This is a genomic window from Runella sp. R5_40 (assembly GCF_057652295.1).
On record NZ_JBYFCH010000024.1, the window covers coordinates 12,612 to 36,690 of the forward strand.

Below are 24,079 nucleotides of genomic sequence, written 5' to 3' on the forward strand. Positions count from 1 at the left end.
CCCGTTTTTATTCCCACTAATTACGAAAAACTACTTACGTATTTCTACTGATAATCAAAATATTACAACAATAAACGGAATATATTTTCTTCTAATTAAACATACATACAGCAGTAAAAATCGCCTTACAGCAAAAAGCACACCTTTTGCCAATATTCATATTTCTACAAATGGTTGATTTTTTCAAAGAACAGTAAATAAAAGGAACAAATTAATACTTCCTTTTGGGCACTTTTTTACAAATATGCTACGTATATATCTGAAAATTACGCGTAACCTGTTGTATATTTGGGATGTTACTTAGACAGGTCGCTATCCCAAATATAACATTTTGGTAATGTAGTAGTGGGTAATTTCGTGGCTTGTTATGGTAAGAAAATCAACAATACTTTTAATCCAAATTACAATATCAACACAAATCAAACTAATTTCCATGGCTCAAATTCTACATCATTTTTTTAGGCGAAGGTATTCAAAAACCTTTTTGGCGAAACTAAGCTTTCTCCTCCTCTGTATGTTTACTGCTCAAGTAACCGCATTTTCTCAAGCGTCATTTACAAAAGGGAATATTGTAGTTGTGCAAGTGGGAGACGGGGCAGCATCACTAGGTAGTACTGGAACAGTCGCATTTTTAAGAGAATACACTACTGCAGGAACGGCCGTTCAGTCCATTTCTTTACCTACCACTGTTAATGGGATAAATAAACGCCTTGTGTTATCAGGTACAGCTACTTCTGAAGGTGCTTTAGCTCGTTCTGTTGATTTTAAATATTTAACAGTGGCAGGTTATGATGCTGAAGTCGGAACAGCAAATATTACTACTTCAACTTCAAGTACTATTAATCGAACAATTGCAAGAATAAAATATGATGGTACGATTGATGCTTCTACTGGGCTAACAGATGGGTTTAGTGGAAGTAATATTCGTTCGGTTGTAACAACTAACGGTACAGATTTTTGGGTAGCTGGTACAGCTTCTTCAGCCTCTAATGCAGGAGTACGCTATACTACCTTAGGAGCTACTACCTCAACGCAATTAAGTAACACCGTTACAAACATACGTAATGTTGATATTATTAATAATCAACTTTATGTATCTCATGCTTCAGGAGCGGCTAACATCAAAATTGCAACAGTAGGAACAGGGACTCCAACTACGAGTGGACAAACTATGACTGGTCTTCCAGGCATTCCTACGACAATTACCCCATATGGTTTTTTCTTTGCTGATCTTGACGCATCAGTTGCAGGGGTTGACGTACTCTATATTGCTGATGATGGAGGAGGGTTAAAGAAATTTTCACTCGTAAGTGGCACTTGGACTGCCAACGGTTCTATTTCAGGAACGTATCGAGGCATAGTAGCAACGGTCAATGCAGGTAGCGTTACATTGTATGCTACTGGTAACTCTACTTTGGTGAGTTTTGTTGATAATTCAGGCTACAACGGTACCCTATCAGGAACAGTAACAACACTCGTTACTGCTACTAATAATACTGCATTCAGAGGAATAGCCTTTGCCCCATATGACGATGCGGCAGTAGTGGTTCCTAACCTCTCTATCAATGACGTAACAGTTACTGAAGGGAATGTTGGAACGACTACCATGACATTTACGGTGACGCTTTCTTCCCCAGCACCCGCAGGTGGAGTTACTTTTGACATTGCAACCGCCGATAATACAGCGACTGTTGCTAATAATGACTATGTCAGCAATGCGCTAACAGCACAAACCATTGCCCAAGGCGAAACGACTAAAACATTCTCAGTCACTATTAACGGAGATACAGACCCCGAGTCGAACGAGACATTCTTTGTCAACATCACCAATGTTACAGGAGCCAATGTAAGTGATGCCCAAGGTCTTGGAACCATCACCAACGATGACGTTAACTGCGCCACGCCAACCTTAATTTCTACCATTCAGGGAACAGGAGCTACCACTTCATTTTCGGGTACGCAAGTTATTCGTGGGATAGTTGTGGGTGATTTTCAAAACACAGGAGGGGTTACTCGCTTAGGTGGTTTCTACGTGCAAGAAGAAGATGCAGACCAAGATGGAAATCCTGCCACCGCTGAAGGTATCTTTGTTTTTGAAGGAAGTGGAGCCGCTATCGTTGATGTAAATGTAGGTGACCTAGTTTGTGTATCAGGTACTGTAGCAGAATATGCCTCAGGTGCTTCAAGTAGTTTGACCCAATTAACCAACCCCATTATTTCTATTGTAAGCTCGGGCAACCCACTTCCCACGCCCCAAAATGTACAGTTACCCATCGCTAATGCTTCTGATTGGGAACGATACGAAGGGATGCGGGTAATAGTAAAAGCGGCATCAGGAAACCTAGCCGTTACGGACAATTATACACTTGGTCAATACGGTCAGTTGACGCTTTCATCGGGCGGAGGCAACAACCAACCTGGCACCGATGCCCGTCTTGACCAATATACGCAGTTCAACGCGCCAAGTACGGCAGGCTACGCCACACACGAAGCTGAAAACGCCAAACGTATTATCATTTTAGACGACGGCCGCAGCGGCTCTTATCCCGACCCCATTATTTTTGGGAGAGGCGGTAATCCATTGAGTGCTTCTAATACCCTTCGTACGGGCGACGAAGTCGAAGAACTTGCGGGTGTCCTCGACCACCGTTTTGAAGGATATCGTATCCAAACCCTCACTAGTCCCAACTTTATTGCTACCAATACTCGCCCTGCCACGCCGCCATCATTAGGCGCTGCAACACTCAAAGTAGGAAGTGCCAATATCCTTAACTATTTCAATGGTAACGGTGCTGGGGGTGGTTTTCCTACCTCTCGCGGTGCTGATAACCTCAATGAATTCAACCGTCAACGGGCTAAAATCATCAACGGTATTGTGACAGGCGGTGCCGATGTAGTAGGTTTGATGGAATTAGAAGATGATGGCGCAGGAGCAGCTAGTGCCATCCAAGACCTTGTCAACGGACTCAATGCTGCTACAGCCAGTGATACGTACGACTTTGTTCGCTCTGGCGATATTTCAACCGACCAAATTACGGTTGGAATGATTTACAAACCTGCGGCAGTAGAATTAGTAAGTCCTTCAGCAGCAATTCCATTAACTGGCGATTTTGCCATAGTAGGACGTAGTTCTTTGGCTCAAACCATCCGTCAAAAATCAAATGGGGCTGTTTTTACATTGGTTGTTAACCACCTCAAATCAAAAGGTTCAAGCTCAACTGGCTCGGGAAACGTCGATATTAACGATGGACAGGGAGCTTCCAATGGCACACGTGTACGTCAAGTTGAAGCTTTACTAGCTTGGTTAGCGACAAAACCAACAAGCACCAACGACCCCGATTATTTACTCATTGGTGATTTTAATGCCTATGCCAAAGAAGACCCAATGACAGCTCTTGCTACGGGTGGATACACCAACTTGTTAAGTCCAACATCTTATTCTTATTTGTTTGGAGGGGAATTTGGTTCGCTTGATCATGCTGTAGGTAATGCTTCAATTACAAGCCAAGTAACAGGTGCCGAAAAATGGCACATCAATGCCGACGAACCTACATCTTTGGACTACAACACTGAAAATAAAACAACTGGACAGCAGTCAAGTTTGTACAGCAATGATGTTTTCCGCTCATCGGACCACGACCCAATTCTGATTGGATTAAACCTTTGTGCCGACCCAACGATTATGCTTTCGTCGGCAGTAGGTAGCAATGTGCAAACAGTTTGTGCCACAACTGCCATCACATCTATTACCTACGCCATCGGTGGCGGTGGAACGGGTGCGACTGTTTCAGGTCTCCCTGACGGCGTAACGGGAAGTTTTAATGCAGGTGTCTTCACCATCAGTGGCAGTCCAACCACTGCCGTGGGTAGTCCGTTCAATTATACCGTAACAACTTCAGGCGGTTGTTCGCCAGCAGTTACTGCCACTGGAACTATTACTGTCAATCCAGTTCATACGTTGACGCTTACTTCAGCCACAGCTACTTCTAATCAAACACTTTGTATTGATAATGGCATCACAGCCATTACGTACTCAGTTGGTGGAGGAGCAACCAATGCCACCGTTTCTGGCCTTCCAACAGGAGTCACTGGCGCTGTTACAGCAGGCGTATTAACCATTAATGGTACACCATCTGTTAGTGGCTCTTTTAACTACTCCATTTTGACTTCAGGAAATAGTTGTACTACAGCCAGTGGCTCGGGCACCATCGTTGTTAACCCTAATCACGTTATTAACCTTACCTCCGTTCCTACAACTACCGCTCAAACTGTCTGTGTAAATACGCCAATTACGGACATTACCTACGGATTTGATGGTGGAGCAACAGGAGCAACCGTAAATGGTTTACCAAACGGAGTGACTGCAAACGTTGTTGGCAAAGTCCTAACAATTACTGGAACACCTACGCAAAGTGGTAGTTTTAACTACACTATCGTGACAACGGGAAACAATTGCATAACAGTTAGTGCAACTGGCTCTATGACAATTTCTCCAGCGCATACGTTGACGCTTACTTCAGCCACGGCTACAGAAAATCAAACTGTTTGTATCAATACCCCTATGGTACCCATTACCTACAAGTTAGGTGGTGGAGCGACAAACACTACGGTAACTGGTTTACCCGACGGCATTACAAGCTTGCTCAGTGGAAACGTACTTACCATTAGTGGAACACCTACCAACAGCGGTAGCTCAAATTACAGCATCGTGACTACGGGTAATAGCTGCGCCGTGGCCAATCGCGCTGGCACGATTAAAGTAAATACCAAACCTTCCGTGGCTATCTCTTACGTAGGCATTCCATTGGAAGAAGGTAAAACGCTCGAACTTTGTGACGCTGACAGTAATCCAGTTAACAGTTTGCAGTTTTCAGTTTCGACATCTTGCGTTTCGGGTGCACCGTTTTGGCGCGTTCAGGCGGGCAGCGGAGCATGGAGCGATTGGTCAACAACAGCTCCTACATCTCAACCTTCCAACAACCAAGCCTACCGCTACCAAGCGGCGTGCTCAGACGTGACTTGTACAACAACCGTGACAGGAACATACACCTTGACCATCAATTACCGCGCTGCTGTTCCACAAAATGTATCTCTGCTAGTCGATGGTGTAACTGTAGCCGCAGGTGAGACGAAAGAAGTCTGTAGTTCGTCAGCCAATACGTTGACGATTAACGCTACGTGTGGTGCTGGAGAAATCATTCTTTATTCGGTAGATGGTAGCGAATATAGCACAGGAATCCCACAAGCATTACTCGACAATCAGTTTCACAACTACCGCGTCCGTTGCCGCCAAGCTGGTGGAACTGGTTCTTGCGTCGAAAGCGAATCTGGCGTAATGCGCTTAAAATTAGTGACCATCCCAGCCGCTCCTACAGCATCCTTATCTGCTACAGGAAGTTGCAATTCTTCGGCAAGCTTCAGTGGTCAGTCAACTTGTGGTAGCTTAAAAACCATTTGGTACAATGCCACTACAAACATCGCATTGCCCAACTTACCTACCACCGTTCCTACCGAAACTACTTCTTATTATGCCCGTTGTCAAACCGAAAACGGCTGTGTAAGCGAGAAAAGTAACGTAGTCACCTTTACAGTGTCGCCTACTCAGATTGCCCCTGTAGTGACTGCCTCTCAGCAGATTGTGTGTATGGGAACGTCCGTAACTATATCTGCCAACTGCCCAGCGGGAAGCACTACGTCTTGGAACACAGGCGTAAATACGCCAAGCTTTGAGGTTTCTTTTAATAATGTAACCAAACAAACCTACTGGGCGAAATGTATCTTTGAAGGAGGATGCCAAAGTGCCGAAAGCGCACGAATCGACGTGTACTGGAATGCTTTTGTGGTGACACTCATTAACATTGGTGAGTCAAAATCGGCCGTTAAAACCAACGACCGTTCGGCATGGACGAGCCAGTTTATCACCCGAGACGGCGGTCCAGAATTAGAACAGAGTACGCAGCAAAACCCGACTTTGTATTTTGTGGAGAATGCCAACAAAATCGCGCCCCGCTACTGGACCATCAATGTGGAAGCTTGTGGTTTGGGAACTGATGGCTCATTGACGTTTGATATGTTAGCAACCCCCGAAATGGGCGTGGTTCGTTCGTTTAACACCCACGAAAACAACGCCCCTTATTTTATGTACGCCAACCGCGAAGGCTGGACCGAACTTTATGCCCAAAACCATCCTGCCTATGGATTCTACCAAGACAATGGAAGCGGTCAAAACGTGTATGACGCAGGTTTACCAAAAGGGTTGTATAAGTTAGGTATTCGCTATTGGGATATGAAAGGCTGGGGAAGTATTTACCCCGCTACGCGTAAGGCCCAAGGCAACGTGCTTGCTTACCAAGAATATTGGTTCCGTATCCAATCGAAAGATGGTGTAGGTATTGGAGCAGCCAAGCAAGCAGCAGCGAACTTAGATCCCTACGGGATGACAAAAGGAGCTTTCGCTGAAGTAATGCCCAACCCAATCACTAATGTCCTTCGCTTAAACGTACAAAATAGCAAGGGACAAGAAGTGAAAACAATCTTAACGGATATTTCTGGGCGCCAGGTTACAGGCCGTTCGTTTATGGCTGACACCAATGCGCACCTCGAAGAATTCGATACAAAAGGACTCGAAACTGGGGTCTATCTTTTGAAAGTTTCTACTTCGGACAAGCACACTACGCTTAAAGTAGTGAAGCTACCGTAAAACAGAATTGTGTATCAACAAAAAAGCCCCGACCTTGCAGTCGGGGCTTTTTTGTTGCCTTGACTCAAACTACAATTTGGGCCAAAATCGGTTTTATGTATTTAATCAAAAATTTTAAAGTAATTCAAAATAGCCTCGGTAGAGGCGCAACATTTGTAGTAGCAGGGGCGATTTTTTAATTATTGCTTCGGAGAAGCATAACAAATCAACAAGTTATGCTTCTCCGAAGCAATATAAACTACTAATACACTAAAATTTATGCTTAACTACTTAATACTACAAATGTTGCGCCTCTACCGAGGCTATTTTCAATTACTCTAGAACTTTTGCTTTACTACTCATCCGACACAGCAGTGACTCGTCGCTTTTGGGCATAGACCAGAACAAGGAAACCCATCAAAATAGCAGGTAAACTGAGCCATTGACCCATATTTATAACCATCTCATTTTCAAAATTTTCCTGCGAATTTTTAAGAAATTCGACCATAAAACGAAAGCCAAAAAGCAACATCAAAAACAACCCTAAAATGGTTCCTTCTGGCAGCACTTGCCTTTTTTGTTTCCATAAATAAAAAGTCAATGCGAATAAAAATAGGCAGAAAAAGGCTTCGTAGAGTTGGGTAGGATGACGGGGAACTAGAGGCAATAAACGAAAGTCAGTTTCGTGGACAAAAACAAATCCCCAAGGCACGTCGGTAGGTTTGCCATAAATTTCGGAATTGAACAAATTTCCAGTTCGAATCAAAGCTCCACCCAACGCCACCGCAATGACGACCCGATCGGCCAACCATAAAAATGAAGGGTTACCTGCCTTCCGACTGTAAAGAATCAAGGCCAAAACAATGGAGATAATAGCCCCGTGGCTGGCCAAGCCGAAGAAAGGCAGGCTCACCAACGACAACAACCATTCCTTGGGTTGGGAAAAAAGAAGCTCCCATTCGTAGAATAAATAATGCCCCAAACGAGCACCGATGACGGTAGCAACTGCCACATAAACCAATAACGAATCAGCTTTGGCAGTATCCACTTTTTCGGCTTGAAAAATGAAGGTAATTAGCGATTTTCCTACCAAAAAGCTAAAGGCAAACAACAAACTGTACCAATGAATCGGCAAAGCCTTTCCCAAAAAGTCAATAGTGAGGAGGTCGGGATGAATATCCCAAATGATATATGCCAACATGTGAAAAAGGGTTATGAGTTTAACAACCAGAAGTAATGCCCATCAGAAAACAACTTACGCAAAAGTGGAGCAAAGGCCGTTGGACTCTTTGGTACCAAAGCACTGGTGCAGGACGGGGTTGGATGAGTCGCGAAAGCTCCGCAGCACTCCACTCCGACTGGTCGTTTACCTGCGTTTTGTAAGACTCCCACAGTGGTTTTAATTCATCTAAATTCATGGCCATTGGTTTTTAAAATTCGTTCGAGTTTTGCTTTAATTCGATTGATTCTGGTACTGACATTGGTGCGACTCAAGGTCAAAATAATTGCGATTTCGTCGTAGCTGTGTTCTTCCAAATAAAGCGTAATGATGGCCTTATCCAAATCGGAAAGTTGCTCAATCGCCCCGTAAAGTTCTTGGGTAGCCTGCGTTAGTTCGAGTGAACTTGTTGCCTCCGAAACCTGATACACATCGTCCGAATAAGGTTCATTTTTGGGGCGCGACTTATCCTTTCTCAGCTTCGTAAAGATGGTATTGAGCGCAATTCGGTAAATCCAAGTAGATTCTTTCGACTGGTGTTTAAACGAAGGAAATGACTTCCAAAGCTGAAGAACGATTTCCTGAAACATGTCTTTTCGGTCTTCGCTTTGGGAAAAATAAAGGCTGCAAAGGCTATGAATTAGCTTTTGCTGGGTAGTTATTAGCCGTAAAAATTCTTCCTGCAACGAAACTTTTGCCACAACAATAAAGGCTTAATGTGTTTTGAAGTATTAGTTGCAGGAAGGGCTATAAAAGTCACACTTTATCAAAAATAGAGTGCATTAATTCTAATTTTTCGGTTCGAGCAGCCCCATTCCTTCCATCCACGCTTGGCAGCCGTCGGGCCAATGTTTGACCGAGCCTTTTTGTTTTTTCCCCAAACCAAAGCCATGCCCGCCGTTTTCATATACCAAAATAGAAGCAGGTATTTTATACTTTCTTAGGGCATCGTAGTACATCAAACTGTTTTCTACGGGTACACCTTTGTCGTCGGTGGCATGTACCAAAAGCGTAGGAGGTGTTTTTTCGCTCACTTGCTTTTCGCTAGAATAATAGTCTATTTGTTCGGCAGATGGGTTTTTACCCAACAACAACTCAAACGAACCTGCGTGTTTGAAAGGTCCCGAACTAATCACGGGATAAATCAAAATCGAAAAGTTAGGTTTACAAATTTCGACGTTAGGGAGATTTTTCAGCCCTGTCATCGAAGGCGCTGATTGCCAATGCGTACTTACCGTTGAGGCCAAGTGCCCTCCTGCCGAAAAGCCCATGATACCAATGCGATTGGGGTCAACTTTGTATTTGGTAGCATTGCTACGCACCAATTGCATGGCTTTGAGCGCATCTTGGAGCGCTACTTCGTGTTTGTTGGCCCAAAGTGCATCGTCGGGCAAGCGGTATTTTAATACAAACGCCGTTACCCCAAAACTATTAAACCACTGCGCCACATCCACTCCCTCGTGGCCAGAGGCTTCAATGCGATAACCACCGCCTGGGCAGATTACCACAGCCGCCCCCGTCGGTTTTTCGGGCATATAGACCGACAGCGTGGGTAGCACAATGTTGCTAATGCGCAAAACTCCGTCATTTCCGACTTCGATTTTTTCCTGAATGTTACGATTTTTTAGGTCATTGGGAATTTGTCCATCGGGCCAAAGAGGAATGACGGTTTGAGAACGCGACATAGTACAACTGAAAAAGAGAGCTATAAGACCAAAAACAAAACGCAAAGATAAGGCGGATTTCATGGGGTTTGTGTTTTTTTCATTCGAGTTTAACATTGCTCTAAGTTTATTTTAGTACGATTTCTACTCATGTGTAACAAATATCACGCTTTTAGGCTGTTTTCTTCCTGACCTTTGTACCATACATTCACAATCTTAAACACCTCAAAGCCATGTTTAGCTTTTTTAAAACCAAGAAAAATTACGAAAACGTAAACGCAGCTACGTTCAAACAATTACTATCAGAAACACCCAACGCCGCAATAATCGACGTAAGAACAGCCGCTGAAGTGCGTTCAGGAGCCATCAAAGGAGCGGTGAACATCGACCTAATGAGAATGGATTTTCAACAAAACATTGCTAAATTGGACAAAAGTAAAACGTATTTTGTTTATTGCCGTAGTGGTAATCGCAGCGGCCAAGCTTGCCAATTGATGGGTGATTTGGGCTTTGAAAAAGTCTATAACCTCTCGGGCGGCATGATGAGTTGGCCTTATTAGGCAAGTTGGCAAAAGGCAAGGAGCAAATTTGCAAGGGGCAAAAAGTTCAAATACACATTTTAACAAAAAACAATCAAATGCCTGCAATACTTAGAAATTGGGATCTAATGCGGATGTTACGCATGGGCATGGGGCTTTGGCTCATCTACTCGGCCTTTGCCGACCACCAGCCGTTGTTGGGTCTTATGGGGGGATTGTTTGCCCTCCAAGCTGCGCTAAATGTCGGTTGTTGTGGGTCGAATGGATGCGCTTCTCCCAATTACCGTCAATCCAAAACTTCACTTCACGAAGAAACCGTTTATGAAGAAGTTAAGTAACCTCAACTGGGCATGGATTGGCGCGGGCATTGGCGCTGTGGGCGGCTATTGGTATTGGAAAGAAATTGGCTGCGTCACTGGCACATGCCCTATCAAATCGCAGTGGCAAACCATGGTCCCTTATGGTACCTTGCTGGGCTACTTAGGGGCTGATTTAGCACAGTCTTTATTGAAACCCAAAGCATCATAAATTTATTATTTTCAGATTAGTTTTTATACGAAACAGCCCGTCGGCAATGCTGACGGGCTGTTTTTTCTTCTTACTCAACGTTATGAAAACTATCTTTTAATAATCGGATGCTCGTTGGGGTTGCTCACAACCCCAACACACAATTGAGCAAACTCCGATGCACAATTACTTCTTAATCTTACGCGTCGTAAATGGTACGCAAAGTTGATCTGAGCAGCAGTTGGTACCCGCTTGGATGATGATTGGGCAACATCCTCCCGTTGGGCATCCGCCGTTGGTGGCAGTGTAGGTGTAATTTCCTACGGCATCCAACAATACTACGTGCTGACCCGCCAAAGCCGTCAATTCTTGACCATCTTTGAACCATTTCACTCCCGTGTAGTTGGTTCCAATACTTACTTCTACTTTGCTTCCGCTACACAACGGAATTGGTATTGTAAAACACTGACGGTCTAAATCGTCCTCTGCGTCTTGGTTATTGCCTGGAGTTGAATCCACGTCTTTCTCCCCTGCCGACGTAATCTCGGCCTTGTTGAAGTACAAGCCAGGTTGCAAGACTTTCACGCGGTAAGTGAGCGTTACAGTATCCCCGTTGGCCGCAATATTTCCAATTGACCAGTTGATGATGTTGCCCGTCAGGGTAGCTGCCCCTCGGCTTGTGGCAAAACTATTCGCCACAAATTGCACCGCCGTTGGCAATGTGTCTGTTACCGCGACGTTGGTAGCTCCATTAGCCGACTGGTTATAGACTTTAATGGTATAAGTCAGTTCCTCGCCCACTTGAGCGATTTTCTTACTAATCAACTTTTTCAATGCCAAGTCAATTTCTACCAAGCAGTTTTGAGCCGTCACCGTTACAGGAATTCGTTCACTTACTTCTCCTGCACACGTTCCGTTGGTACTACGGGCTTGTACATAAAACGTAACCGTTCCTGTGACATTTCCTGCGGGTTTGAAGCTCGTCGTACCGACCGCTACTGGCGCACCTCCCGAAGGCAATGTAAACCAATCAATCGTAGCTTGACCAATCACCGTGGCACGAAGCGTTGGAAAAGTATCGTTCAAACAAGCCGTTACACTTGACGCCAATACGGCTGGATTCGACGGCACACAACCACAATTAGGTTGTGCATAAGTAGTGGTAGCCGAACAGCTAGAGGCACTAAACGAGGCGGTTACTGTCTGGTTGCCTGCTCCCGTTAAACCTGTCAAAGAGAACGACATTGGACTTGAAAACGGTGCGTTGAAAGTCAACGTTTTACCTGCTGCTACGATGGTCAGCGTACCTGTGGTGGGGGCACTCACAAAATTCACTACTCCATTCAATGTATAACTACCCGTGGTTGTATTACACAACGTTCCTTCTACTGATACGTTAATGGCACATTGTTGGGTTGTTGAACAATTCTGCGGTGCTTTGTACGTGGCGGTAGCGCTACAAATCGACGTTGCCGAGAAGCTTACTTTCACTTGATGCTGCGCTCCGTCACTTACTAAACCAGCGATTGAATACACCTGCGTCACGCTAAATGGTGCCATAAACACTTGGCTCTTTCCGCCTACCGTTACCGTCATTGTACCCGTGGTTGGCGCATTGCTTACCGTCACAGTTCCGCTTACAGTATAGGTGTTAGTTGCTGTCACACAGTTACCTGGAGTAGCTGTTATTGATACTCCGCATTCATTGGTACGGCAGTTGGCAGGCGCCGTATAGGTGGCTGTGCCTACACAACTTCCATCGGCACTAAATTTCACCGTTACCAAGTGACCCGACCCATCACTCATCAAGTTTTTGATGTTGTATGCCTGAGGACTGGTAAATGGTGCGTTAAACACTTGGCTTTGTCCATCTACCGTCACCGTCATCGTACCTGTCGTTGGGGCATTTGTAAAACTTACGCTACCGTTCAACTCATACAGACCTGTGGTTGAATTACAAGCCGTTGGCACTGCTGTGAGGGTAGTTGTACATGGGTTGGTTTTGCAATTTGCTGGCGCCGAATACGTCAACGACGACTTGCAGGCTCCATCTGCCGAGAATGCGGCGGTAACAACCTGTGCCTGAGCGTCGGCTGGCAACCCTGACAATGTATAATTAATAGGACTCGTAAATGGTGCGCTAAACACCTGCTCAACACCTCCTACGCTTACAGTCAATGTTCCCGACGTTGGAGGGTTACTCAAGGTAAGTTTACCCGTTAGCGTGTAAGTCCCTGTTGCTGGGGTACAGCTTCCAGGTGTCGCTGTCATACTCATCGTACAAGCTACTGGCTCTTGCACGCAGGTTGGCACAATGATTTGCACAGTATCTCTACACGTTTGTCCTCCTCCTGTGATTGAATAAACAAACTTATACGTACCTGCTGTTGTCATTCCCGATACTGCATTTCCTGAAATAGTTGCAACCGCAGGATTAGAGGCCATTACACTCCAAACGCCACCCGTCGTAACTGGGGCTAAGGTCGCAGTCGTTGGAGAAACTCCACCGCTACCGCACACCAATGTTTGGTCATTTCCTGCATTCGGTTTAGTACAAACCGCACAAGGCTGAACAATCACTGCTACGGTGTCTTTGCAACCTGCCGTGGTCGTATAAATAAACTGGTACGTCCCTGCGACCGTCATGCCTGAAACATTGTTACCCGAAATCGTCGCTGCCACAGGCGTTGTGCCCAATTGTGCCCACGTTCCACCCGCTGGACTTGGCGACAAGGTCGTGCTCGTTGTCAACGTGTTCGTCGATGGGTTCGCACAAGCCAACGTCTTGTCTTGACCTGCGTTGGGTTTGGGACTCACCGTCACCACCACTTGCGCCGTGTCTTTGCAACCTGCCGCATTTTGCGCTACCAAGATATAGGTCGTTGTTCCCGTTGGTTTCACCGACGATGGCGTGGTTACTACCGTGCCATTGGCCGTTCCGATTGTCCACACTTGACCTTGATACGTGTTATAATTCACAATTTTAGAAATCAAGTCCACCGACTCACCTGCGCATATTGTCGCGCTGCCGTCGGCAATCACTGGTTTGGCTTTCACTTCTACCTGCGCCGTGTCCGTACACGTTTGCCCTCCTGATGTTACTGAATACACAAACTTGTAAATACCCGCCGCTGACAAGCCTGTGATGTTGCCACTCGCGTCGATGCTCGCAGCTGATGGGTTGGCTGGGCTGCCAATTGGTGCCCACGTGCCACCTGATGTCACTGCTGTCAATTTCGACGTACTCGTTGGCTGACATACCGCTGCCGCGTCTGGACCTGCATTTGGTTTCACACAACCTGCACATGGCTGAACGATCACTGCTACCGTGTCTTTGCAACCTGCCGTGGTCGTGTAAATAAACTGATACGTACCTGCGACTGTCATGCCTGAAACACTGTTCCCCGAAATCGTCGCTGCTACTGGCGTTGTGCCCAATTGTGCCCACGTTCCTCCCGCTGGACTTGGCGACAAGGTCGTGCTCGTTGTCAACGTATTCGTCGATGGGTTCGCACACGCCAACGTCTGGTCTTGACCTGCGTTTGGTTTTGGATTAACTGTCACCACCACTTGGGCCGTGTCTTTGCAACCTGCCGCATTTTGCGCTACCAAGATATAGGTCGTTGTTCCCGTTGGTTTCACCGACGATGGCGTGGTTACTACCGTGCCATTGGCCGTTCCGATTGTCCACACTTGACCTTGATACGTGTTATAATTCACAATTTTAGAAATCAAGTCCACCGACTCACCTGCGCATATTGTCGCGCTGCCGTCGGCAATCACTGGTTTGGCTTTCACTTCTACCTGCGCCGTGTCCGTACACGTTTGCCCTCCTGATGTTACTGAATACACAAACTTGTAAATACCCGCCGCTGACAAGCCTGTGATGTTGCCACTCGCGTCGATGCTCGCAGCTGATGGGTTGGCTGGGCTGCCAATTGGTGCCCACGTGCCACCTGATGTCACTGCTGTCAATTTCGACGTACTCGTTGGCTGACATACCGCTGCCGCGTCTGGACCTGCATTTGGTTTCACACAACCTGCACATGGCTGAACGATCACTGCTACCGTGTCTTTGCAACCTGCCGTGGTCGTGTAAATAAACTGATACGTACCTGCGACTGTCATGCCTGAAACACTGTTCCCCGAAATCGTCGCTGCTACTGGCGTTGTGCCCAATTGTGCCCACGTTCCTCCCGCTGGACTTGGCGACAAGGTCGTGCTCGTTGTCAACGTATTCGTCGATGGGTTCGCACACGCCAACGTCTGGTCTTGACCTGCGTTTGGTTTTGGATTAACTGTCACCACCACTTGGGCCGTGTCTTTGCAACCTGCCGCATTTTGCGCTACCAAGATGTACGTCGTTGTTCCCGTTGGTTTCACCGACGATGGCGTGGTTACTACCGTGCCATTGGCCGTTCCTACTGTCCACACTTGACCTTGGTACGTGTTATAATTCACAATTTTAGAAATCAAGTCCACCGACTCACCTGCGCATATCGTCGCGCTGCCGTCGGCAATCACTGGTTTGGCTTTCACTTCTACCTGCGCTGTGTCCGTACACGTTTGTCCTCCTGATGTTACCGAATACACAAACTTGTAAATACCTGCCGCTGACAAGCCCGTGATGTTTCCACTCGCGTCGATGCTCGCAGCTGATGGGTTGGCTGGACTACCAATCGGTGCCCACGTGCCGCCCGATGTCACTGCCGTCAATTTCGACGTGCTCGTTGGCTGACATACCGCTGCCGCGTCAGGGCCAGCATTTGGTTTCACACAACCTGCACATGGCTGGACAATGACCGCTACCGTGTCTTTGCAACCTGCTGTGCTCGTGTAAATAAACTGATACGTCCCTGCGACTGTCATGCCTGAAACGTTGTTACCCGAAATCGTCGCTGCTACTGGGGTAGTTCCCAATTGTGCCCACGTTCCACCCGCTGGGCTTGGCGACAAGGTCGCGCTCGTTGTCAACGTGTTCGTCGATGGGTTCGCACACGCCAACGTCTGATCTTGACCTGCGTTTGGTTTGGGATTCACCGTAATTGAGTGACTAGCACTTGCCGAACAGTTTGTCGTTGCGTCCGTATAGCTGTAACTAAAGGTAAGGCTTGCGATATTAAATCCTGGGTTCAAGGTTAGCGTACTTCCATTTTGGGTTGCTGCTCCCGCAGGGAAACCTTGAGGAAGCGTGAACGTGCCGCCAGCAGGCGAGCCCGTAAAGTTCACTGGCAGGCTCGTTTCGCAAACCGTCGTTGGCCCCGAAATTGTTACGACTGGACGCGCTTTTACCGTAATCTCAGCACTGTCTTTTTGCGTACAGCCTGACGTGGTTTGGGTATAATAAATGTAGAACGTTTTGGGCGCTGTAGCTGCCAACTGGGTCAGTGCTACCGTAGTATTCACCGTTGCACCTGTTCCTGTATCCGTCACGCCAGGCCCCGTCCAAGTACCATTCGTACCCGATGGGTCGGGATAGGTAACTTCTGCTCCCACACAAACACTTGCTGCCGCAAAGTTGACAGGCGTAGGTTTGGGATTAACTATTAATTGTACAAAAGCCGTATCCGAACAAGTTGTATTTCCTGTTGTATTGACAATCACCGCAAAATACTTCGTACCTGCGATGGTCAGCGCCGTACCTGTTGGGGTAAAGCTGGCGTTGGTTTGACCCGAAATAGCCGTTCCAAATGCCCCCGTTGTATCGGTCAATGGACCGAACCACTTGTACTCTACACCCGTACTTGGCGTTACCGCATAAGCCGAGGCCGTTGCTCCCGAGCAAATAGTTTGGGTTTTAGGACTCACCGCCGCGACTGGTTTAGTACAGGTAGGTGCACAAACAGGTGCCGTTATTTGCAAAGTATCTTTGCAGCCATTCAACGTATAAACAAAGCCATAGCTTTTTCCTTGGGCATTGGCATTGGTGATGGTCACTAAGCCTGCGCTGCTCACGGTCATTCCTGCTGGGTTGGCGGCCAAGGCTGTCCACGTACCATTGGCAGGTGCTCCTGTCAGTTGAACAGTCGCTGGTAAGCTGCCGTTGCTACAGGCCAAGGTTTGGTCAGGGCCTGCGTTTGGTTTGATATTGATGGTATCTTTATCCGACTCCGTAGCAGCACCAATGCTACTAAACGCCGTGAATGTTCCACTTCCTGCGGGGTCTTCTTTGGCTTCGTACAAGTCAAAATCATCTTTTGCTTCTACGATAAACTTATCGCCTGTATAATTGGCAGGCACTTGAATTTTCACCTTAAATACCCAATCAGGGAAATCACAGTTGACATCGTTTTGTCCCAAAGCCGAACAAGGCTTGCGCGCTGTATTAACAGCATCGCCTTCGTCCAAAATATTTGACGTATTGCGGCCTCCATCAGCCCCACCTTGGTCGGTAACAGTTTGGATGGTTACACCTATGGGTGGACTAAATGGATCAAATGCTGCGCCACCGTTCAACAACGGCGACGTGATACGCATGTTACGCGCTTCAAAACGGCGTTTTGGCAACGTAATCGTAATACCTCCGACGTTGGCGGTACCTGGGTTTTGGGCCGCATCTTCGTCGATGAGTAAGCGGGCAATCAAATCAGCCTCAACAAACTCGCCAGGTTTCACGCAGTCGTTGGTAATTTCTACGTCCATATTCACGCCTGCGGTAAATAATAGGTCGGCATTTCCTGCCTTGATGGTATCCGTACCGCACAATCCTTTGGCAAAACCACAAATCAAAAATACATCCCCAGGATTGTAAGGAGTGTTGGTCATGGTCGCCGTAAATAACCACGACTCAAGCGGCTGCATGATGCCATCGTTGTTGACATCGCCGCTTTTCGTAACGGTCAATACCGTTGGTGCGCCAACACTTCCTTTGAAAAGTTTATACGTTCCTTCAAAAGTTACGTTTGATAAAACTGTAGAACCGTTGTTAACCACACCAAATGTAACCGAAACTATGTCGTTTTGGGTACGAATGCTTTGAGGAGCAAGAATAATCCCCACTGCCATTTTCGCCGTTGAGCAGACTTCACCCACTTTTACTACTGCGGGGTCAGCATCGTCTTCGTCGCTCAAGGCACTGACTTCGCTAGGATTTCCTGTGCCGTTTCCGTAAATGCTATCGTCGCTTGGGCTCCGTTCTTTCCCTCCCGCGTCGTTGGCTGGATTATCGTCTGGCGTACTATCAATGTCTGTTCCGCCCGTAGCGGCACTGATTTCCGAACGGTTGACCAAATCGCCCGTTGCCGTATTTTCTACCGTTAAGCTAATTGACAAAGTAGTATCACGACCTGCTTTTAACAATGGTAATGGCGTAATCAGCGTTGCTTTCCCTGCCGTTGCCGCCCATTGAGTGCTTGTCGGAAGGCTCATTCCCGTTGGAATATAATCGGTAACTTGGATATTGGTCGCATCTACCGTTCCTTGGTTAAAGAGGCGAATCCTGTAGTTAACCGTTGCTCCTAGGGTCACTATCGAATCCTGTCCTGGGGCCAACGTTTTACGTAATGCCAAGTCAAAGATAGGATTAGGTACTACTTTCAAACACGCTTCCGCAATGTCTTCGTTGCCTGTCATTACAGGAATGCTACCATTGCTTACAGTGCCAATCATGGCATTCATCGGAATCGTATTGCAGTAATCGCCCGCCGTTGCGCTGGTCACAGGAACGATAATGGTGCAGGTACCTGGGGCAATCGTTGAGCCCGAGGTCAACCCTACTTCGTTAGTACTGCTAAAAGTACTGATAGTCGCACACGTTCCTGTAGCCACCCCTGCCAATACTACCCCCGCTGGCAATTCGTCCTTGAAATCTTGTCCAAGCGTAATAGGCGTACTGTTTCGGTTTTCGATGGTGATTGTCAGGGTACTATTTTGGTTGGTTTGTACCATTGCAGGAGCAAACGCTTTTTTCAATAATGGAGCCGCGATGTATGAGTTTTTAAATTCAATACATGCTTCGGTAGTATCTATCGTGCTACAAGAGCTAGTTTGAAGTGCCCCTGGCACTAATTTGTTACAATAAATCCCCTCCGCTGGCACAGTCACATCTACCTGAATCTGAGTAAGACCTGGCGGAAGCGAAGTACCGTTTGGAATAAAAATCACGTTACTTCCCGCAGCCGCAATGACTGGCGTAGCGTTGTTGACGCTTACGTTGGGATTGGCAGCAACAGTCATCTGCGCTGGGCTACTTGGAAGATTATCCACAAACGTCGAAGTCAACGTAATTGGCGTTGTTTCGTTGTTATTAATCTTGAGTGTCAAACGAACGGGTGTTCCTGGCTTGGCCGACGACGGGCTAAACTCCTTGGTAATAGTTGGCACGTTTGGCCCTGTGACAGTGATGGTAGCACAATCGTCGTCATCTTCGTTCAAGGCTGGAGCATTACCTGGCGTTGAATCGGGGTCGTTCAGCGGGAAAGCTGTATTTACCCACGCACAGTTGGTAAACGACCCTGCTTTTGTCGCCTTGGTTGTAATGGTCAGCGTCACCGACGCATTGGCCGCCAAGCTTGGTACAATCCACCCACCAATAGGGTTATAGGTCGTTCCAGAAGCTGGGTTACTGCCCAACACCAACAGTTCGAGTGGCATATTATCCACTACCTGAATGTTAGTAGCGGTCATTGTTCCCTCATTGGTCAGGGTCAAAGTCCAAACAAAGTCTGAGCTTACGGGACACGTCACCCCGTTGGTCGGGTTCACCGTTTTGGTCAACTTCAAGTCAATGAATGTTGGGCTTTTACAAACCTCGTAGGTAGCTAAGTCATCCTCGCTTGTGTTATTGTTATTGGGCGTAGAATTGGGATCAGCTTGATCGGCCGATACTACCTGTACCACCATTTTCTTGCATCCACAATCGGTTTCGGCAAGGGTGACAGGAAAATCTTGGTAGCAATCGTTAGAAGCATTGAAAACCCGCACCGTGTAAAGTTGGTTGCCATTTGGGTTAGGCAAACTACTAAAGGTAAAAGCGCCCCCCGTCAAGGTTTGTGCCGCAGCATACGCCGTTCCCGAATAGGTTCCACCTAGAGAAATTCCCACTTTATCCCCATTTGTTACGCTCGCTATCGCAATACTTGCGTTACTGTTTGAGCTTGTTCCCGTACAAGTCGCTGGCGTTGGCGTCAAGGTAGCGGTGGGTTTTGTACACACGCCCGATGGGCAGCTTGTTGGGTTAAGCACTACCTGTAAATCAGTGGTACAACCTCCTGAGTTAAACACCCGAACCGCATAGGTGGTTGCCGAAGCGGGGTTAGGCAAGGCACTGGCAATGACGCCCCCCGCTGGAATCGCCGTGGCAGTAGCGTACGTCTGAGACCCCGTATAAGTAGTACCAATGACGTAATCGTACTTATCCGTTACGCCAAAATTCGACAAAGTTATTTTACCGTCGTTGTTGGGACTGGTGGCGCCACAAGTTGCGGGCGTAATGGCAGCTACTGGCACTGGGCCACCACCGCCGCATGTTCCATTCAAACAAATATCATCATAACCAATGACAGGGCCAACTTTGACTGACCCCCAACTTCCATTTTCAATTAGTCGATTAACCAAACCAAACACAACCGTCCAAGTTACCTCGGCCGAACCATCTGAAATAAAATCAGCGGTATTTGGGAATGAAAACGTAAAAGGTGTTCCATTAACATTGGAAGCCGCTACATTTTGGGTTTGGTTATAAACCAGCACTCCATTTCGATACACGCCAACACCTTGCTTTTCGTAAGGAATGGATGTACCGTTATATTGCTTTTGAATAAGCTTAACCGAAAAGCTGGTTAACGTACCTGACTTTCCTGCAGGCAATTTGTACTCCACATAGATATTACCGCCGATTTCAGGTTTAAAAACGGTGTCTTTGGGCTTCCACCCTTCCGAAACTGCGTATTGATTCGTACCTGGCCGCCAATATCCCGACAAACAAAGTGCATTGGCGAAGTCGTTGGTGTTACTAAATCCTTTCGAGCCAAGTAGCGCCTGGCCACACCCACTGTTTGAGTTGGGGCAAAAGGTATTTTTATTTTGGGCAAGAATAGGTACAGTTTGCTTGTACAACCAGCCTTTGGTAGAAGGCACAGCGCCGTTACATTGGGCTGTCCCAGAGTTAAAATCCCATTTGGCGAGTACCGAAGGAGCAGAACTATTGCATTGTGCCTGAACCTGCATGGAAATCATCCCACACATGATTCCTAGGACTACGATGAGCGTAAAAAACTGTTTCATCCGATGGTTGAGTTTCAGAAATATGTTGTGAGCGATTAGTTTACTTTTAAGGTGAAAGTCAGTGTTGTATTTCCCACTGCTAGGCTTGGCACCGTCCATTGTTTTGTTGTGCCATTATATGTTCCCGAAGCGGGAGACACCGTTAGCAACGAGGCCGCAGGCTCTGGAATAGGCACCGATACGATTACATTGGTTGCGGTGGCTGGACCCGCATTGGTCAGCGTAACAGTGTAGGTAAGCTGCTCTCCTTGTGCGCCAGTTTGAGATATTGGCGTGGCAACGGCTACACTCAAATTGGCTTGAGGTACCGCTGCCGTAATGGTTACATTAACCGCCGTAGTAGCAACTCCAGCCCCCGAATAGCAGTTTGAGGCTGCATCAAAAAAGGCCGCATATACCGTTCCTGAAGTGGTGTATGCTGTTGGATTCGCAATCTTGTTGGCCGTGGTTGCAGGCGTGCCAGTATGCCATGTGAGCGTCGTACTTGCAGGTAAATTAGAGGCAGTAATGGTTGAAAGATTGACCGAACCTGAGCCAGAAATTGAAGTGCTGTTTACCGTAGGAGAATTTTGTCCCGCTACACAACTAAAATAAGTACAGGGATCGGTCGGTGCAAACACGACTAGCTTGGCCAACGAATGATATAGGTTGGCAAAAAACTTATCGGTATTACTTGTTATTGTACTTCCAGTCGTTAGCCCACCTAATTCGGTAATCAAGTCAACATCCGCCAAATAAATATCATTGGTAGTTTTGTCAATAACCCCCGTCGTTCTTTTAGTGGGGCTGGCATTATCTTGTACAATCACGCAAGCAGAAGCGGGAATGGCTGAGTACGAGCCAGTATATCCACCTCCTTGGTTGAACCCGGCCACACTACCAAAAGGACCACTGATAACAGATTCTCCCAATGTAGTTAGGGCGTTGGGGTTAGTATTACCTGATACCCCTGTATATCCCGACACAAACACGCCTGCATAGTTCTGGAAGGCTAAAATCACGTTGCTTTTAGAGGCTGCATTCCAGTTATTAAGTTCTGTTTTTTCGGCCGCAGTGTAAGCACCTGTTGCTCCACCTGCGTCGGTATTGTCAATCCCCAAATCCACAATTTGGCAACCCGCTGCTTCGAGCCCTGTTTTGGTAAAGGCCACCGTAAAGGGGACTAATTTAAAGGTAAAAGTAGAAGTACCTGTAAGGCTAAAGTTGGCAGCACTGAGCAGTTTAGTAGCAGCGTCTGTGCGTTGCGCCCCTCCAATACCATAGTCTTTTCCTGTTCTATAGCATACTGTAATCGTTCGCTTCAATGGTGGAATTTCGCGGTATTTGACTTCACTTACGCCAGGATTTGAACTTGCCAGTACATTTTTAGGTACATCGACAATCCCGTTGACATCGGCATAGGTATCGGCGGTTTCTGAGCCACTGTCCAAACCATTCAAGCCTGGTACTCCGTTGAAGGTTAGCCCTGACTCTACTTTATCTAAATCTAAATCTCCGTCTGAATCGGTATCCAAAAAATCTTCGCAACCATCAGTGTCGGTATCTAGCGGGGTCAATCCACCCAAATACGCGGAGTTTACACCATTGTTGGTTGTATAAGTAGCCGCGTTATCCGCATTTGAGGCAACGTAAGTAAGGGTTGGTTGGGCTTCCACGTTATCGGGAATCCCGTCATTGTCAGAATCTAAATCAAGGCTATTGGCAATGCCATCCCCGTCAAAATCACATAAACCTTGAACGGCGGTGTTGACAAACAATTCATTGATCCAAGGCGTAGAACGAGACGTTCCAGAAACCCCTAACAAACGATATGACTTGTAAGCAGTTATATTGGCGGCAAAAGGAAATGTTTCAGCATCATCACAAGTACCATAAATACAAGCAGCAGTAGTCGCCGTGCGCGTCGAAGAAACAATGTCTGTCCAGTTGGTACCATCATTACTTCCTTGCACTTTTATCACCGCTCCATTGGAGAAAAGATACGCTCCCACTGCCAGCTCCATTCCTTTTAACAAGGTAGGCTTCACAAAGTCAACTCGAACGTAGGTTTTCCCTGCCACCGCTTGAGCTGTTCCCGTATAATAAAATGAATTATTGGCGATATTTCCATCCAATAACACGCTAATACTTCCTGTAACTGCGGCGTCCGTTGACACTTGTAACTTGGCTTTATTGGTGAGGTTCGTATTATAATTCACCGCTCCACAATACGCGTCTTCGACCGTATCCAAGATACCGTCGTTGTCATCGTCCAAATCCACTTTATTTCCAATGCCATCGCCGTCGGTATCCACAAAAGGTACGACGCCTGGATCAACGATCGTTTCGGTGATGTCACAGGTAATTGTTGTATTGGTAATTATCAAGGAAACATTGCCTGCTCCCGCCGAACCTGGTTGAAGCTTAAAGTTTGTCGTTGTCCCGTACGTACCTGTCGTTGGTGTCACCGAACCACTCGAAACAGCTACTGAATACGTACCAGTACCTCCTTGAGGGTTGAGTTTAAAGGTAATTTCATCATCCGCAGTTGTAGTGGTATTTGCTCCGTAGGTACAACTAATATCCGACAAACCTGCCGTTAAAACAGGGCTTCCAAAGTAAAGCTCATTGGTCCAGCTATTGGCTGTTGTACCCGAAATGCCATAAATGCGATATTGCAAATAGGGTGTTGTATTTCCCGTGATTGGAAATTTCCGAGAGTTACCAGATGCCCCATAAGCAGCAGCGGTTGCGGCTGATGAAAACGGTTGCGTCCCCGTCAAATCTGTCCAGTTTGATCCATCATTACTTCCTTCAACCCGATACGTTGCACCGTTGGTGAGAGGTGTATTAGCAACAATTTCAATTCCATTCAAAATCGCCGCCGAGGGAAATACAAATTTATATACCTCTTTGTTGGCTATGGCCTGACTCGCTTGGAACCAAAAACCGTTGGTGGTGGCATCCCCATCCCTGAGTGCAGCGAGGTTTCCTCCACCAGTATTTAACCCCGAAGTGATGGTGATACCCGTTTTATTGGCCGCTAAGTTCCAATCTTTGTAGCAATCAGGATTCGCCACCATCGGAGCAGCTTTTTTGGGGGAAGAATTGGCAAAGGATACCAATGGCCAGCCCACCAACATCCCCAAACACGCCACCAGCATTACCTGTATGACATATAAGAATCCTTTGTAGCTGTTTTTGAGTAAAACATGGGTTCTCATAACATTTATTTGAATTAATATGGTTTATAATACGCTTCTTTCAC

10 protein-coding genes are annotated in these 24,079 nt (G+C 46.8%); 4 read left to right on the forward strand and 6 right to left on the reverse strand.

The genetic code is table 11. The features are described 5' to 3' along the window. Window positions 1–514: 514 nt before the first annotated feature. The gene (locus tag AC23N5_RS26635; RefSeq protein WP_487757875.1) at window positions 515–6,700 is read left to right on the forward strand and encodes an ExeM/NucH family extracellular endonuclease; all 6,186 of its coding nucleotides are present in this window, start codon (window positions 515–517) and stop codon (window positions 6,698–6,700) included. Window positions 6,701–7,034: 334 nt separating this feature from the next. Here the strand turns inward: AC23N5_RS26635 and lgt are convergent, their stop codons facing one another. The 4 genes from lgt to AC23N5_RS26655 form a co-directional block, all read right to left on the reverse strand. Beyond that, complete coding sequence (gene lgt, locus AC23N5_RS26640; protein WP_487757876.1) at window positions 7,035–7,880, reverse strand: prolipoprotein diacylglyceryl transferase; 846 nt, start codon at window positions 7,878–7,880, stop codon at window positions 7,035–7,037. Window positions 7,881–7,899: 19 nt separating this feature from the next. Beyond that, window positions 7,900–8,097, reverse strand: coding sequence for a hypothetical protein (locus AC23N5_RS26645; RefSeq protein WP_122929350.1), 198 nt, complete (start codon window positions 8,095–8,097; stop codon window positions 7,900–7,902). Next, window positions 8,084–8,599, reverse strand: coding sequence for an RNA polymerase sigma factor (locus tag AC23N5_RS26650; protein WP_487757877.1), 516 nt, complete (start codon window positions 8,597–8,599; stop codon window positions 8,084–8,086). Before AC23N5_RS26650 ends, AC23N5_RS26645 begins: the two co-directional genes overlap by 14 nt. An 87-nt stretch (window positions 8,600–8,686) precedes the next feature. Next, the gene (locus AC23N5_RS26655) at window positions 8,687–9,646 is read right to left on the reverse strand and encodes an alpha/beta hydrolase (RefSeq protein ID WP_487757878.1); all 960 of its coding nucleotides are present in this window, start codon (window positions 9,644–9,646) and stop codon (window positions 8,687–8,689) included. Between the two features lie 149 nt (window positions 9,647–9,795). Between AC23N5_RS26655 and AC23N5_RS26660 the strand changes: the two genes are divergently transcribed. From AC23N5_RS26660 to AC23N5_RS26670, 3 genes are all read left to right on the forward strand, one after another. Further along, entirely contained in the window at window positions 9,796–10,122 is a 327-nt protein-coding gene (locus AC23N5_RS26660; protein WP_487757879.1) for a rhodanese-like domain-containing protein, read from the forward strand. Between the two features lie 77 nt (window positions 10,123–10,199). Then, window positions 10,200–10,439, forward strand: coding sequence for a hypothetical protein (locus tag AC23N5_RS26665; protein ID WP_487757880.1), 240 nt, complete (start codon window positions 10,200–10,202; stop codon window positions 10,437–10,439). Further along, complete coding sequence (locus tag AC23N5_RS26670) at window positions 10,423–10,629, forward strand: DUF6132 family protein (RefSeq protein WP_487757881.1); 207 nt, start codon at window positions 10,423–10,425, stop codon at window positions 10,627–10,629. Before AC23N5_RS26665 ends, AC23N5_RS26670 begins: the two co-directional genes overlap by 17 nt. Before the next feature lie 165 nt (window positions 10,630–10,794). Here AC23N5_RS26670 and AC23N5_RS26675 read toward each other — a convergent pair whose 3' ends face one another. Together AC23N5_RS26675 and AC23N5_RS26680 are read right to left on the reverse strand one after the other, a co-directional pair. Next, on the reverse strand, window positions 10,795–20,832 hold the full coding sequence (locus AC23N5_RS26675; RefSeq protein ID WP_487757882.1) for a DUF7933 domain-containing protein: 10,038 nt from the start codon (window positions 20,830–20,832) through the stop codon (window positions 10,795–10,797). Window positions 20,833–20,867: 35 nt separating this feature from the next. Then, on the reverse strand, window positions 20,868–24,035 hold the full coding sequence (locus AC23N5_RS26680; RefSeq protein WP_487757883.1) for a hypothetical protein: 3,168 nt from the start codon (window positions 24,033–24,035) through the stop codon (window positions 20,868–20,870). Window positions 24,036–24,079 lie beyond the last annotated feature (44 nt).

Bases quoted from the DNA above. Each gene is read 5' to 3' on its own strand.
- AC23N5_RS26660 (WP_487757879.1), top strand. From the start codon at position 9,796: ATGTTTAGCTTTTTTAAAACCAAGAAAAATTACGAAAACGTAAACGCA.
- AC23N5_RS26665 (WP_487757880.1), top strand. From the start codon at position 10,200: ATGCCTGCAATACTTAGAAATTGGGATCTAATGCGGATGTTACGCATG.
- AC23N5_RS26655 (WP_487757878.1), bottom strand. From the start codon at position 9,646: ATGAAATCCGCCTTATCTTTGCGTTTTGTTTTTGGTCTTATAGCTCTC.
- AC23N5_RS26635 (WP_487757875.1), top strand. From the start codon at position 515: ATGTTTACTGCTCAAGTAACCGCATTTTCTCAAGCGTCATTTACAAAA.
- lgt (WP_487757876.1), bottom strand. From the start codon at position 7,880: ATGTTGGCATATATCATTTGGGATATTCATCCCGACCTCCTCACTATT.
- AC23N5_RS26670 (WP_487757881.1), top strand. From the start codon at position 10,423: ATGAAGAAGTTAAGTAACCTCAACTGGGCATGGATTGGCGCGGGCATT.
- AC23N5_RS26645 (WP_122929350.1), bottom strand. From the start codon at position 8,097: ATGAATTTAGATGAATTAAAACCACTGTGGGAGTCTTACAAAACGCAG.
- AC23N5_RS26680 (WP_487757883.1), bottom strand. From the start codon at position 24,035: ATGAGAACCCATGTTTTACTCAAAAACAGCTACAAAGGATTCTTATAT.
- AC23N5_RS26675 (WP_487757882.1), bottom strand. From the start codon at position 20,832: ATGAAACAGTTTTTTACGCTCATCGTAGTCCTAGGAATCATGTGTGGG.